Annotated in this window: 13 protein-coding genes; 4 read left to right on the top strand and 9 right to left on the bottom strand. The window is 64.5% G+C overall.

Going from position 1 to position 14,400, the window contains the following annotated elements; all coding sequences use genetic code 11:
* Nucleotides 1–52: 52 nt before the first annotated feature.
* The 4 genes from AB3X89_RS09285 to AB3X89_RS09300 are packed head-to-tail and all read right to left on the bottom strand — an operon-like array spanning nucleotide 53 to nucleotide 4,681.
* A complete protein-coding gene (locus AB3X89_RS09285; RefSeq protein ID WP_368582915.1) occupies nucleotides 53–1,003 on the bottom strand; it encodes an acetaldehyde dehydrogenase (acetylating) in 951 nt (316 codons plus the stop codon).
* Between the two features lie 35 nt (nucleotides 1,004–1,038).
* Nucleotides 1,039–1,848: a 2-keto-4-pentenoate hydratase gene (locus AB3X89_RS09290; RefSeq protein WP_368582917.1), complete on the bottom strand. Its 810-nt coding sequence runs from the start codon at nucleotides 1,846–1,848 to the stop codon at nucleotides 1,039–1,041.
* 18 nt (nucleotides 1,849–1,866) lie between these two features.
* Nucleotides 1,867–2,817 (bottom strand): 3-carboxyethylcatechol 2,3-dioxygenase, encoded by a 951-nt coding sequence (locus tag AB3X89_RS09295; RefSeq protein ID WP_368582918.1) that lies wholly within the window; start codon nucleotides 2,815–2,817, stop codon nucleotides 1,867–1,869.
* Nucleotide 2,818: 1 nt separating this feature from the next.
* The gene (locus AB3X89_RS09300) at nucleotides 2,819–4,681 is read right to left on the bottom strand and encodes a bifunctional 3-(3-hydroxy-phenyl)propionate/3-hydroxycinnamic acid hydroxylase (protein WP_368582920.1); all 1,863 of its coding nucleotides are present in this window, start codon (nucleotides 4,679–4,681) and stop codon (nucleotides 2,819–2,821) included.
* A 222-nt stretch (nucleotides 4,682–4,903) separates the two neighbouring features.
* On the opposite strand from AB3X89_RS09300, the gene AB3X89_RS09305 reads away from it, so the two are divergent.
* Nucleotides 4,904–5,710 (top strand): DNA-binding transcriptional regulator, encoded by an 807-nt coding sequence (locus AB3X89_RS09305; protein ID WP_368582921.1) that lies wholly within the window; start codon nucleotides 4,904–4,906, stop codon nucleotides 5,708–5,710.
* A gap of 147 nt (nucleotides 5,711–5,857) precedes the next feature.
* On the opposite strand, the gene AB3X89_RS09310 is transcribed toward AB3X89_RS09305, so the two are convergent.
* From AB3X89_RS09310 to AB3X89_RS09330, 5 genes are all read right to left on the bottom strand, one after another.
* Nucleotides 5,858–6,553, bottom strand: a complete 696-nt coding sequence (locus AB3X89_RS09310) for a response regulator (protein ID WP_368582922.1) — start codon at nucleotides 6,551–6,553, stop codon at nucleotides 5,858–5,860.
* Nucleotides 6,554–6,584: 31 nt separating this feature from the next.
* Complete coding sequence (locus tag AB3X89_RS09315) at nucleotides 6,585–7,967, bottom strand: sensor histidine kinase (RefSeq protein ID WP_368582924.1); 1,383 nt, start codon at nucleotides 7,965–7,967, stop codon at nucleotides 6,585–6,587.
* A 50-nt stretch (nucleotides 7,968–8,017) separates the two neighbouring features.
* Complete coding sequence (locus AB3X89_RS09320; protein WP_368582926.1) at nucleotides 8,018–9,058, bottom strand: ABC transporter substrate-binding protein; 1,041 nt, start codon at nucleotides 9,056–9,058, stop codon at nucleotides 8,018–8,020.
* A gap of 126 nt (nucleotides 9,059–9,184) precedes the next feature.
* Nucleotides 9,185–10,570, bottom strand: a complete 1,386-nt coding sequence (locus AB3X89_RS09325) for a sensor histidine kinase (protein ID WP_368582927.1) — start codon at nucleotides 10,568–10,570, stop codon at nucleotides 9,185–9,187.
* 2 nt (nucleotides 10,571–10,572) lie between these two features.
* The gene (locus tag AB3X89_RS09330; RefSeq protein ID WP_368582929.1) at nucleotides 10,573–11,250 is read right to left on the bottom strand and encodes a response regulator; all 678 of its coding nucleotides are present in this window, start codon (nucleotides 11,248–11,250) and stop codon (nucleotides 10,573–10,575) included.
* 310 nt (nucleotides 11,251–11,560) lie between these two features.
* Here AB3X89_RS09330 and AB3X89_RS09335 point away from each other — a divergent pair, with 310 nt between their 5' ends.
* From AB3X89_RS09335 to AB3X89_RS09345, 3 genes are read left to right on the top strand one after another with little or no spacing between them, the layout of a single operon-like run.
* Complete coding sequence (locus AB3X89_RS09335) at nucleotides 11,561–12,580, top strand: ABC transporter substrate-binding protein (RefSeq protein WP_368582930.1); 1,020 nt, start codon at nucleotides 11,561–11,563, stop codon at nucleotides 12,578–12,580.
* 39 nt (nucleotides 12,581–12,619) lie between these two features.
* Nucleotides 12,620–13,414: an ABC transporter ATP-binding protein gene (locus AB3X89_RS09340; protein WP_026228638.1), complete on the top strand. Its 795-nt coding sequence runs from the start codon at nucleotides 12,620–12,622 to the stop codon at nucleotides 13,412–13,414.
* Nucleotides 13,415–13,430: 16 nt separating this feature from the next.
* Nucleotides 13,431–14,294: an ABC transporter permease gene (locus AB3X89_RS09345; protein WP_026228639.1), complete on the top strand. Its 864-nt coding sequence runs from the start codon at nucleotides 13,431–13,433 to the stop codon at nucleotides 14,292–14,294.
* Nucleotides 14,295–14,400: the final 106 nt, after the last annotated feature.

The raw sequence follows: 14,400 nt of genomic DNA on the forward strand, positions 1-14,400 counted from the left end.
GCGCAGCGTCACGTCGGAGATATAGAGTTTTTTGTCCATGCGGGAAGTCTCCTTAAGCCTCTGATGCCTGCACGAGCGCCTGCGCCATGCGCTCGGCGGTCGCGAGCGCGGCCGAAGTCATGATGTCGAGATTGCCGGCATAGGCAGGGAGGTAGTGCGCGGCGCCTTCCACTTCGAGAAACACCGAGCTCTTCAAACCGCTGAACTTGCCGAGGCCCGGAATATTGAGCGGCGCGTTCGCGGGGATTACATCGAACTGCACCTTCTGCTTCAGGCGATAGCCGGGCACGTAGGCGTGAACCTTCGCGACCATCTGCTCGATCGACTGCTCGACCTTGTCGAGGTCGGCCATCTCCGACAGCGTATAGACGGTGTCGCGCATCATCACCGGCGGTTCGGCCGGATTGAGCACGATGATCGCCTTGCCTTTCGCCGCGCCGCCGACCACTTCGATCGCCTTCGAGGTCGTCTCGGTGAACTCGTCGATATTCGCGCGCGTGCCGGGCCCGGCCGACTTGCTGCTGATCGACGCGACGATCTCCGCGTAGTGGACCTTGGCGACGCGCGACACGGCCGCGACCATCGGAATGGTCGCCTGACCACCGCAGGTCACCATGTTCACGTTGGGTGCGTCGATATGCGCGTCGAGATTGACGACCGGCACGCAGTACGGCCCGATTGCGGCCGGCGTCAGGTCGATCAGGCGAATGCCAGGCTTGCGAGCACGCAGGAACGCATCGTTCTTCACGTGCGCGCCGGCCGAAGTCGCGTCGAACACGAAATCGATGTCTTCGAACACCGGCAGACGCGTCAGACCTTCGACACCTTCATGCGTGGTCGCGACGCCAAGCCGCGCGGCGCGCGCGAGACCGTCGGAGTTCGGATCGATGCCGACCATCGCCGCCATCTCCAGATGCCGGCCGTTGCGCATGATCTTGATCATCAGGTCCGTGCCGATATTGCCCGAGCCGATGATCGCGGCCCTGAGTTTTTCGCTTGCCATATGAGTTCCCAATCGATTGTTTGCGAGCGCTTGCTTTATGCGGAGAAAGTCGCGCGGACGCTGCCGAGACCGTCGATCTGCGCGCTGAAGCTGCCCGGCTGCTTGACCGCGACCATCGGGCCCAAAGCGCCCGTCATCAGCACGTCGCCGGCACGCAGCGGCGTGCCGAGCCGGACCATGCGATCCGCGAGCCAGGCAGCGGCATTCAGCGGATTGCCGAGACACGCGGCGCCATTGCCGCGCGACAGGACTTCGGCATCGTTCGACAGCGTCATCGCGCAGGCCGCGAGATCGATATCGCGGAGCAACACCGGGCGGCTGCCGAGCACGAAGCGCGCGCTCGACGCGTTGTCCGCGACCGTATCGACGAAGCGGATGTTCCAGCCTTCGATGCGGCTGTCCACCACTTCGATCGCCGCGACCGCATACGCGGTTGCGCGCATCAGATCGGCATACGTGTGGCGCTCGTGCAGCAGATCGTGCTCGAGCACGAGCGCGATCTCCGCCTCGACTTTCGGCTGAATCAGTTCGCAGAATGGAATCGGCTGGCTGTCGCCATACGCCATCGATTCGAACAGCGCGCCAAAATCCGGCTGATCGACACCGAGTTGACGCTGCACCGCCGGCGACGTGAGTCCGATCTTGCGGCCGACGATGCGCTCTCCCGCCGCGACGCGCGCAGCCACGTTGGCCTGCTGCACCGCGTACGCGAGTTGCTCGGTGTCGGCGGGGTTCGAAAGTTCGGTGAAACGCGCGTCGTCGCGCAACGGCGCGATGATCACGCGCGCACGTTCCGATTCGCGCAGGCGCAGGGCCAGCGCGTCGACATTGCTTTGAGTGCTCATAGCGGGTTCCTGATTGAGTTAGACGTGGGCCGTCACGGGTCGCGCGTGCATTGCGCCGAAGCCCGCGATCCATTCGGGGATCGGACGGTAGTAATCGAGCGACGCGCGATACGGGCCGCTCGCGTTCAGTGCGCCGAACGCGGCGATCCACGTGCGGATTTCATGCGCGGACTTGCCGCCATCGCGCGTGATTGCGTGGTTGGTCAGGCCGTCGAGCGCGGTCAGCTCGCCGTCCTCGAGCAGCTTCAGGAACGCGCGGTCCCATTCGGGATTGAGCGGATGCAGATGGCTGTCGCCCGCGGTGAACGCGCGCGCCGCCGCGATCGTGCGTGCCTGCCGCGCCGCGCGCGACTCGGCCGACGGATTGCGGCCCGCGATCAGACGCTCGGCGACTTCGTCGCTCGCACCCGCGAGCTCCGGCACCGGCGGTTCGTGCGAAATGCCGCCCGAGCCGATCACGAGCACGCGTTGCTTCGAGCGTGCGAGCGCGCGGCCCAACGCATCGCCGAGCAGACGCGCGCGGCGGCATGAAGCCATCGGCGCGGCCACCGAATTGATGAACACCGGCACGACCGGATATCGATCGAGTCCGCCGGTCAGAATCTCCAGCGCTTGCGCGCAACCGTGATCGACCTGCATGCGGTAGGAGACCGCGACATCGACATCGCTCGCGAGCACCGCTTCGGCCAGTTCGAGCGCGGTATCGGCGGGCACGTTCAGCGGACCAGCGAGGCTCTTGAAATCGCCGACCGCGCTCGCCGATGCGCCGATGCAGAACGGCGGCATCACGTCATAGAAGAAACCGTTGTAATGATCGGGCGCGAACACGACGACCAGTTGAGGATCGAACTCGACGACGCGCGCACGCGCCGCCGCATGCACACGCTCGACTTCGGCGACGACTTCGGGCGCGGGATCGTAATAGCCGTGCAACGGCGTGTGCGACAGGCACTCGAGCAGCATCGGCATGTCAGGCTCCGGCGGTTGCAGCGGTTGCGAGAGTGGCACCGGCATCGCGCGCGAACGCTGCTTCGGTGCAGGCATCCGCCACATCTGTACGCGTTGCCGCGTCGAGATGCAGCTTCCGCGCGAGTTCGACGACCAGTTGCGACACCTGCTGCGGCGAGCCCATGCCCGCGACGAAACGATCCGGACGCAACAGCACGACCGACTCCGGCATTCGCGTGAACCAGTCCTTCAGCCGCGTGTTCACATCGCCGATCGCGATCACGTCTTCTGGCACGTCGTCATGGAAAGACAGTTGCGTGTCCGGCTTCGCGACCACGAAGCAGCCGCCGAGCCGCCGCCAGATCGCGCGCGCTTCATCAGACAAACCAAACGTCGGTTCCGCGCCCCAGCCGACGATCGCAAAGCGGTTGCCGAGCACATCGTCGAGTCGCACGATCTCGCCGCTCGCCGTACGCACGCGCGGCTGAATGAACATGCGGCCGACCGGCGAATGACAATGCGGGTCGCGTCCATACACGAGACGGCCGAGCCGCGACTCGCGCTTCTCGCTCATCAGACCGAGCAGGCGGCCCGGCGCCGAATGGCCCGAGCGTTCGAGCACGCGCGCGAGCCAGCTACGCTTGCGCGGCGTGTGCGCGAGCAACACGACGCCGCTTTCATAGCGCGGCATCGGCTTGAAACGCATTTCGACGAAGTAGCGCTTGACCGCCGGAAACCAGTTGAACGTACGCACGAACGCGTCGCGGAACTTGATGCCGAAGCGGCTCGTCGGCGCGAAGATGTCGCCCGCGACTTCGGAGAGGTGGATCATCGAGCGCGCATGCGAACGGCGCTCGGCGGTGTAGGTATCGAGCAGCGCATCGCCGGCGACACCCTTGACCACCATCGCGAGTTTCCAGCCGAGGTTGCTCGCGTCGCGAATGCCGCTGTTGTAGCCCTGGCCCTGCCACACCGGCATGATGTGCGCGGCGTCGCCGGCCAGCAGCACGCGGTTCACGCGAAAGCTGCTCGCAAGGCGTGCGTTGTGCGTATAGACGCGCTTGCGGATGTAGTCGACCTTGTCCGGCTCGGCGACGACCTTGCGGATCAGCGCGGCCATGTTCTCCGGCTTCGACAGCTCTTCCTCGGTCTCACCGGGCATCACCATGAATTCGAAGCGTCGAATGCCGTGCGGCAGCGCGGCCGACACATACGGGCGCCGTGGATCGCAGTGCATGTACACGTGCGGCGAGCCGATCGGGTCGTTGCGTACGTCGACGACGATCCACTGATTAGGCTTCGTGCGGCCCTCGAACGGCACGTCGAGCGTGCGGCGCACGAAGCTGTTGCCGCCGTCCGCGGCGACCATGTACGACGCGCGGATCGTGCGGCGGCCGCTCTGCGCGTGTTGCGCTTCGATCGTGACGCCGCTGCCGTCCTGCGTGAACGAGTTGACGGTGTGACCGAACAGCGCCTCGACGTGCGGGAAGCGTTGCAGACCGTCGTACAGCACGCGATCGGCCAGCGGCTGGATGAACGCATTGCGGCGCGACCAGCCGAATTCGTCGGTGCGCGGTTCGATCGATGCGAAGCAGTGACCGTTGCTGGTGACGAAGCGCATCCAGTGATCGGGAGTCGTGTGCGGCAGCAACGCATCGGCGAGGCCGACGGACTGGAACACGCGCAGTGCTTCGTCATCGAGGCCAATTGCGCGCGGATAGTCGATGATCCTGTCGAGCTTTTCGATCAGCACGACGCGTACGCCTTGCAGGCCGAGATAATTGGCGATCATCAAACCGACCGGGCCGGCGCCGATGATCGCGACGTCGGTGGTGACGGTTCCGCTGTGGCCTTGCGCGGCCACCGGGTCGAGCGGTTGGGGCATGTTGTCTCCGTATGTCGACCGAAGTGACCAGGTCGAGCTATTCACGGAGCGCGGCGGCGGGAACCAGCGGTAACCACGGCGAAAAAAGTCGCCTGCGGGCAACAGCTCGCGTCTCCATGAATTCGTTGATTTGTTGGCAGTCTAGGACTGGCCACTTACCCGCTCAACAAAATCTGGAAAATGTGCATAGAATGCACATAGTTGATTTTATTGAGGTTTTAAGTGACCAAATACACGAATGTGCGAGGTCTGTCGCGCGGCTTGCAGGTGCTGCAAGCACTCAACTCGATGGACAGCGGCCGCGCGACCAGCCAGCAGATCAGCGAGCTGACCGGCCTGCATCGCACCACCGCGCGGCGGCTTCTGGAGACGTTGATGGAAGAAGGCTTCGTGCGGCGCAGCGCGTCGGACGACAGCTTCCGGCTTACGCTGAAAGTGCGCGCACTGAGCGAAGGCTTCACGGACGACGAACGCATCGCGACCATCGCGCCGCCGGTCATGGGGCGTCTGCTGCAACGCGTTGCGTGGCCTTCCGATCTGACCACGCCCGACGGCGACGCGATGATCATCCGCGAGACAACCCACCGCTTCAGTACGCTGTCGTTTCATCGCGCGATGGTCGGCCGCCGCTTGCCGATGCTGCTGACCGCAGCGGGCCGCGCGTACTTCGCGATGTGCCCCGATGAAGAGCGCGAGGACATTCTCGATCTGCTGCGCGCGGGTGCGGGCGGCGAGGAGCAGAAGGCGCTCGCGTCGAACGACGCGTTGATCCGCAGTCTCGTAAGACGCGTGCGCGCGGATGGGTTCGGTTCGAATCACGGCGACTGGGTGGACCAGGGGAAGATCGGCGCGGTCGCCGTCGCGATCGTGTTCGAGGAGCGTGTGCTCGCGAGCTTGAACGTGGTGTTTCTGTCGCGCGCGGTGTCGCTCGCGGAAGCGAAGCGGCGCTACGTGCCCGAGTTGCAGACGGCCGCGCGTGAGATGGTCGGGGAACTCGCGGCGCAGAGCAACGCGAGAGCCAAACCTTAACAGCCACTTACGGCCACGAGCAGTTCATCATCGGCAGGTTCGACGAGCGGTGCGACGTCGTCGTCATACACCGTCAGCATCAGCAGCGCGGCGCGCGCACTGCTCGCCGAAGCCAGCGAAACCTCGGTTCAAGAACGCGCTGTCGTCTCAGCCAGACGCAAACGCCTCGCGCGGCTCTTCTTCGCGCAAGATATAGCCGAGTCCGCGCAGCGTCATGATCTTCGCCGTCGATGCCGCGAGATGCTTGCGCAGCCGGTGAATATAGATATCGATCGCGTCGGCGCTCGGCTCTTCGTCGAGCGTGAAGATCTTGTCCATCAGCGTGGCTTTGGAGACGGTCTTGCCCTGCTTCAGAATCAGCGCTTCGAGGATCGCGTGTTCGCGGCGGCGCAACGGCAGGCGTTCGTCCCGCAGCACGAATTCGCGCGAATCGAACAGATAACGCAGATCGCCGCATTCGGTCGACTGCCCTCTGTCTCCCGCGGCCTGACGGCGAATCAGCGCCTTGATGCGCGCCACCAGTTCGCGCGCATCGAAGGGCTTGACGACATAGTCGTCGGCACCGGCCGAAAAGCAGGCCACCTTGTCGTCGGTCGAGCCATTCGCGGTCAGCATCAGCACCGGCACGTTGTCGCGCTTGCGGCGCAACCTCGCGAGCACCTCCTTGCCGCTCATGCCGGGCAGGCGCAGATCGAGCAGCACCGCGTCATAGCATTGCAGACCGAGCAGCGTCTCCGCGCATTCGCCGTTTTGCGCCCAGTCGATCGCGAATTGCTCGACTTGCATCAGGTTCATCACCCAGCGCGCGAGGTCCGCGTCGTCTTCCACGAGCAGCAGTTTCATCGTTGTCCTCTCATTGGTGAGTCGCGCGAGCTCAGGTTGCGCCGAGCCATAAGCGCATCTCGACGGTCGCGACGAGGCCCGCGCCGCCTGCGTTCGATTCGAGCGTCACGCTGCCGCCCTGGCGATGCGCAATCTCGCGCACGATCGGCAAGCCCAGACCAGTCCCTTCCGCATGACTCGACGCACGATAGAAGCGCTCGAAAACGCGCTCGCGCGCATCGGCCTTGATGCCGGGTCCGTTGTCGATTACGCGCACGATCGCCATCCCGTCGCGCCGCTGCGTCTGCACCGTGACGCGCCCGCCCCCCTGCGTATAGCGCAGCGCGTTGTCGACCAGATTGGTCACGAGGGCCGCGGTCAATGCTTCGTCGCCGGTCACGTACAGGCCGTCTTCCAGCTCCGCGCCCAGATCGATTTCTCGCGACTGCGCAAACGCGATCAGTTCCTCTAGCACGCCCGCGATCAACGCGCTCAGATCGATTCGCTCCGGCACGTTCAGCGGCGCGGCCGACTCTGCCTGTGCCAGCAACAACAGCTTGTTGGTCAGCGTGGTCAGCTTGCGGCTGCTCTTGTGCATGCCCGCGAGCGCTTCGTCGAGCCGGGCGTCGCGGCTATCGCGTTGCCGCGCGAACTGGATCTGCGCGACCAGGAGCGCGAGCGGCGTGCGCAGCTGATGTGCTGCATCGGAGATGAATTGACGCTGCGTCGCGGCCTGCTGGCCCATTCGCGCGATGCACTGGTTGATCGCATCGACGATCGGCCTCAGCTCGACGTGCAGACGCGCGACGCGAATCGGTTCGAGTTGCGACGCATTGCGATCGGCGACGTCGTCCTTCACCTTCATCAGCGGCAGCAGTTCGAAGGTCAGGCCGAGGTAGACGAACACCATCGCCAGCACCAGCGTCAGGACTTCGCCGGACAATTGCGGCCGCAGCAGACGCCACACCATCGCGTCGCGCGAGCCCTCCGTCTTCGCGACCGCGACGATCACTTCCTCGGTATGTCCCGAGTCGTATAGCTGCCGCGCGTAGGCGACCGCGCGCGCCGCGCGGCCGTCGGTGAAATGGGTGGCATAAAGCGTGGGCTTGTCGCTCACATGCGGCGGCAGCGGCAACTCCGGGATGCCCGCGAGCAGACGATGGCCGCTCGCCTCGACGCGATAGAAAACCGTGTCCTGTTCCGGCGATTCGAACAGTTCGAGCGCGGCCGGCGGAATCTGGATCGACACCGAACCGTTGTCCCAGTCGACATCCTCGCCGATGATCCGCATCGACGACAGCAGCGCATGGTCCTGCACCAGGTCCGCGGTGTTCTGCGCGAACCGGTATGAAATGACGACCGAAATGGAGACGAACGCCGCCAGCGGCAACAGCAGCCACCACAACAAGCGTCCGCGCAAACTGCCTGAAAACACGATGTGCCGATCCTCTTGTGCTCGATGCGACCCACGCGGTCAGCCCGCTTTCAAGGCTTGACCTCAGAGACGAACTGGTTGGTGAAGGTGCGCGACAGATCGATATACCGCCCCTTCACCGCCGGATTGAAACTCGACAGTACCTTCAGCACCGTCTGCGGACCGTCGGGGGGCATCTTGCCGTCGACGGTGTACATCGGCAGCGAAGCCTGCAACGCGCTGATATACAGCGCCTTGTCGTTGCCGATGTCTTCTTTTGGCATCTGCGCGGCGATCTGTTCCGCGCTGTGGGTATGCATATAGCGCAGTGTCCTGACGAATGCGCGCGCGAGTTTCGCGGCTTCGTCCGGATGCGCGTCGAGCCACGTGCTTTGCACGTAGAGGCTCGACGCCGGATACATGCCGCCGAGCGCGGCGCGCGTGCCGTCGACGTTGCGCATATCGACGAGTACTTTGGCGTCGCCCGCCTTCAATAGCTGAGTGACGGTCGGCTCGGTCGTCATACCCGCATCAATGCGTCCTTCCCGCATCGCCGCGATGAAACTGCTGTCCGCGCCGACCGGCAGCAGAGTGTATTGCGTGGACGGCACGCCCGCGCGCTGTGCGAGGTATTGCGTGAGGAAGCTCGTCGACGAACCGAGCCCGGTCACGCCGAGCGTCTTGCCACGCACGTCGGCCATGCTGCGGATCGAAGCGGCCGATTTCGCCGCGACCAGTTGCACTTCGCCCGGCACCTGGCTGAACACGACGATCGTCTTCACTTCCTTGCCGCGTGTCTGCAGATCGATCGTGTGATCGTAAAAGCCGACCACGCCCTGCACCGCGCCGGCGAGCATTTCATTCTCGCCCTCTATTCCAGTCGGCTGCGACAGCAGTTCGACGTCGAGCCCTTCCGCCTTGAAATAGCCGAGCTGTTCGGCAAGACGCGCCGGCAGATAGATGAGCTTGTTGGTGCCGCCCACCATGATCGCGAGTTTCTCCGGCGCGGCGGCGTGCGCAGGCGTCGCGAGCCTCGCGAGCGCGCACAAGGCGAGCGACGCCGCCACGGCGGCATAGGCCGCGCGCGAAAAACGCGTCGGGGAAAGCTTCATTTGCGAGTGTCTCCGTTATCTTGCTCCAGGCGCCGCGCGGGTCGCCCGCCCGTGATTCTGAAGGGGCGAACCCTTCCCGATGCTTTCAGGGCCGTATCTGTTGCGCGAACCTCGGGTTTATCCCGATCACTGCGGCGTCGCGCGCGGAAACGTCACGGCGATATCCACGCCCTTGCCGCCCTCACCCGCCTTCAGCACGATCTCGCCGTGATGCGCGTCCGCGATTTCGCGCACGATCGCCAGACCGAGGCCCGTGCCTTCCGTATCCGTCGACGCGCGAAAGAACGGCTCGAACACGCGGCTGCGCGCTTCGGCCGGAATGCCCGGACCGTTGTCGGTCACCCTGACCGTCACCGTATTGGCCTCGGTATCCGCACTCACGGCGACCGTCACATGGCCACCGCTGCCCGTATAGCGAATCGCGTTCTCGGCGAGATTCGCGATCAGTGCCTGCAGCATGCCGCGATGTCCGAGCACCGGCGCCACGCCGTGCAATTCCGCGCCAAGATCGATTTCACGCGCCTGCGCGAGCAGCCCGAGATCTTCGACGACCTCCATTGCGAGCGGCACCAGATCGACGCGTTCCATCGCCAGTTGCGAGTTGTCGGCGGCCTCGGCCTGCGCGAGCAACAGCAGCTTGTTGGTGAGACCGACCATCGAACGATTGCTTCGATGCATCGCGGCAAGCGCTTCGTCAAGCGCGGGATTGAGGCCTTCCTGCTGCCGCGCGAATTGCAGTTGCGTGCCGAGCAGCGTAAGCGGCGTGCGCAACTGATGCGCGGCATCCGCGATGAAGCGCCGCTGCGCCGCCACCTGCACGCCTAGCCGCGCGATGCACTGATTGATCGCATCGACGATGGGCCGCAGTTCCGAATGCAGACGCTCGACGCGGATCGGTTCGAGCTGCATCGGATCGCGGTCGGCCACTTCGTCTTTCACCTTCATCAACGGGCGCAGCTCGAACGTGAGCCCGATGCAAACGAGTGCGACTGCCAGCGCGATCATTTCGAGCTGGCGCACGAGTTGCGGCCGCCACAGTTGTTGCGTCATCGCGTCGCGCGAGCGCACGGTCTTGCCGACCGTCACGCGTACGGGGCGCGTCGCGCCGTTGTCGTACATGAACCGCACGATGTCGACCGCGCGCACCTGCTGGCCGTGCAACTCGGTGTAGTACGAATCCGGCACGTCGGGCGCGCGCAGCGGTCGCGGCGGGAAATCAGGCGTACCGGCGAGCAGCCGCCCATCGTCGACACGTACGCTGTAGAACACCTGGTCGCGATAGGGCGACGCGAAAATCTCGAGCGCGGCGGGCGGCACATCGACACGCAGAAAACCGTCGCTCCATTCGACCTCGCCCGCGATCATTCGCGCCGACGCGACCAGCTGGTTGTCCTGCACCAGATTCGCGGTGTGCCGCGCGTTGTCGTACTCGGTCTTGCCGGTCACGAACACATAGAGCGCGAGCGGCACCAGCAGCCACCACAGCAGGCGTATGCGCAGACTATTGGACATCGTTACTGGTCGTCTTCCCGCTTGCGCAGCAGATAGCCGAGCCCGCGCAGCGTGACGATCGCGGCCGAGCTGCCATCGAGCTTCTTGCGCAGACGGGAAATGTAGATTTCGACCGCGTCTTCGCTCGGCTCGTCGGCGAGCGTGAAGATCGCATCGACGAGCGCGGGCTTCGTCACCGTCTTGCCGAGGCGCAGGATCAGCGCTTCGAGCACCGAACGCTCGCGCGGCGTCACGTTCAGCGGCGCGCCCTTCAGCGTGAACTGCCGTGTGTCGATGTCGAACGACAGGTCGCCGCACACCACCTCGCTCGCTTTGAACGGCGACTGCCGCCGGATCGCCACCTTGATGCGCGCGATCAGCTCGCGCACTTCGAACGGCTTCACCAGGTAGTCGTCGGCGCCGGCGCCGAGCAGTTCCACCTTCTCGTCGATCGAGCCGCTCGCGGTCAGGATCAGCACCGGCGTCGCGTCGCCGCGCTGACGCAGCCGGCGCAGCACGTTCTTGCCGGACAGCTTCGGCAGGTTCAGGTCGAGCAGGATCACGTCGTAGTGATTGGTGCGCAGCAGGCGGTCGGCTTCGTCGCCGTCCTGCACGGCGTCGAGCGCGAAGGCTTCCTGCTCCAGCATCTTCGCGAGCCAGTGTGCAAGCGTGGGGTTGTCTTCGATCAGCAGCAGCTTCATGGCGGGAACGGCAAAAGTCAGGTCGTCGATTGTGCCTTAAAACAAGGGGTCTGCGCGCGTGAAGTGTGGTTTACAGCATACGTCCAGTGGCTGCCGCGAGTGCGGCGGCGATTGGCGCGAAATTTCGGCGCGGCGTCGGCGCGTCGTCGGCGCGTCGTCGGCGCCTCGTCGGCGCCTCGTCGGGTTAACACCCATGTTTTGCGCCAAACCCCGAAAGCTGGCAGAAGGTTTCGCGTTTCTATAATCGCTGCCATTCACCCAGAAAAGCGCCGCGCCCCGATTGCGGCGACCCACCTAAGGAGACTGCTTCATGCGTACCTTGCGCCAGATTGCCGTTGTGTCAGGAGTTGCGTTCGCCCTTGCCGCCGCTTCGGCCGCCGCTCACGCCGAGAAGATCACGATCATGGTCGGCGGCGCCACCAAGATCATCTATCTGCCGGCCAAGCTCACCGAGCAGCTCGGCTACTTCAAGGACGAAGGCCTCGACGTCGAGATCCTGTCGCAGCCGGCCGGTGTCGATGCGGAGAACGAACTGCTCGCGGGCGCGGTGCAAGGCGTGGTCGGCTTCTACGATCACACGATTGACCTGCAGAGCAAGGGCAAGGAAGTGCAGGCGCTGGTCGTCTTCGGCCAGGTGCCGGGCGAAGTCGAAATGGTCTCGACCAAGGCGGCCGATACGCTGAAGAGCATGGCCGACGTCAAAGGCAAGACGCTCGGCGTGACCGGCCTCGGTTCGTCGACGAGCTTCCTCACGCAGTACCTCGCGCAGCGCGCAGGCGTGCCGTCGACGCAATACACGATGTTGCCGGTCGGCGCGGACAACAGCTTCATCGCCGCCGTCAAGCAAAGCCGCATCGACGCCGGCATGACCACGGAGCCGACCGTCTCGCAACTGCTGAAGACCGGCGACGCGAAGGTGCTGGTCGATATGCGCACCGTGGAAGGCACGCGCGCCGCGCTAGGCGGCACCTACCCCGCGTCGAGCTTCTACGTGCAGCGCGCGTGGGCCGAATCGCACAAGGACGACGCGGCGAAGCTGTCGCACGCGTTCGCGAAGACGCTGAACTTCATCGCGACGCATAGCGCCGAGGACATCGCCGCGAAAATGCCGAAGGACTACTACGGCAACAACAAGGACCTGTACGTGGGCGCGCTGAAGGCGTCGCTGCCGATGTTCACGAAGGACGGCAAGATGCCCGCAGACGGCCCGGACACGGTGCTGAAGGTGCTGTCCGCATTCAATCCGTCGGTGAAGGGCAAGCATATCGACCTCGCCAAGACCTACACCAACGACTTCCTGTCGGCGCCGGTCAAGACCGCGTCGAAGTAACGCTTCATTCATATTCACAGAACTGCGAGGCACCCGCCGATGAATCAACCTATGTCACGCGAGACGCCAGCGATCGAAATGCGCAACGTGTCGTGCCGTTTCATTTCCCCGGACGGCAAGGCCACGATCGCGCTGCGCGACTTCAGCATGTCGGTGGCACGCGGCGAGTTCGTCGCGGTGGTCGGCCCGACCGGCTGCGGCAAGTCCACCACGCTCAGCATGATCACCGGCTTGCTGAAGCCGACCACCGGCGAAGTGCGCGTGATGGGCGCGCCGGTGGACGGCATCGATCCACGCATCGGCTTCGTGTTCCAGGCCGATGCGGTGTTTCCGTGGCGCTCGGTGCTCGACAACGTCGCGGCGGGTCCGCTCTATCGTGGCCGTTCGAAATCGGCCGCCTACGACGAAGCGAACGAATGGCTGCGCCGCGTGGGCCTCGACAAGTTCGGCAAGCACTATCCGCATCAACTGTCCGGCGGCATGCGCAAGCGCGTCGCGCTTGCGCAGACCTTCATCAACAAGCCGGAAATCCTGCTGATGGACGAGCCGTTCTCGGCCCTCGACATGCAGACGCGCACGTTGATGCAGGACGAGCTGCTGCAATTGTGGGGCGGCGTCGGCTCGGTCGTGTTCGTCACGCACGACCTCGAGGAAGCGATTGCGCTCGCCGACCGCGTGTTCGTGCTGACCGCGCGCCCCGCTACGCTGAAGAAAGTCTACGAAATCGATCTGCCGCGACCGCGTGTCACGTCGGAGATCCGCTACGACTCACGTTTCATCGAAATTTCGCGCGATATCTGGCATGACCTGCGCGAAGAAGTGCAGATCGGTTAATCAAGGAACGGCAAACATGTCTACACCCTCTCAACAGATGATGCCCGCGGGCATCGACGCCGCGTCGCTCGCCCACGTCGAGCGTATCGCGCAGAAGAAGATCCGCCAGCGCCAGGTTCTGGTGATTTCGCTGCGCATTCTGGTGCTCGTGGTCGTGCTCGGCGGCTGGGAGCTGTCCGCGCGCCTGAAGTGGATCGACCCGTTCTTCTTCTCGATGCCGAGCGCGATCTTCGAACAGATCGTCGACTGGTTCGTGAACGGCACGTCGCAAGGGCCGCTGCTCACGCAGGTGTGGGTCACGCTCGAAGAGACAGGCCTCGGCTTCATCATCGGTTCGGTCGCGGGCATCGTCTGCGGCATCGTGCTGGGCCGCAACAAGCTGCTCTCCGACGTGTTCAGCCTCTACATCAAGATCGCCAACTCGATTCCGCGCGTCGTGCTCGGCTCGGTGTTCGTGATCGCGCTCGGGCTCGGCATGGCGTCGAAAGTCGCGCTCGCGGTCGTGATGGTGTTCTTCGTGGTGTTCGCCAACGCGTTCCAGGGCGTGCGCGAAGCGGACCGCTACATGATCGCGAATGCGCAGATCCTCGGCGCGTCGCGCCGTCAGGTGACGACCTCGGTCGTGATTCCGTCGGCGCTCAGCTGGATTCTCGCGAGCCTGCACGTGAGCTTCGGCTTCGCGCTGGTCGGCGCGGTGGTCGGCGAGTTTCTCGGCTCGAAGCAGGGCATCGGCTTGCTGATCTCCACCGCGCAGGGCGCGTTCAATGCGAGCGGCGTGTTCGCGGCGATGATCGTGCTGGCGGTGGTCGCGCTTGCCGCCGACTACCTGTTGACCGCGGTCGAGCATCGATTGTTGAAATGGCGGCCGAGTTCGGTTTAAGCCACCGCTGCGCAAGTCCTCAAACAGTAGTTCGCTTCACCAATGCCGCTCGGTCTTCTGGACTGAGCGGCATTTTTGTTTGCCAACCCGCATCCTGTCTCCCGCC

Origin of the sequence: Paraburkholderia sp. BR14320 (assembly GCF_040948665.1) — a bacterium.
Lineage (GTDB): Bacteria > Pseudomonadota > Gammaproteobacteria > Burkholderiales > Burkholderiaceae > Paraburkholderia > Paraburkholderia youngii.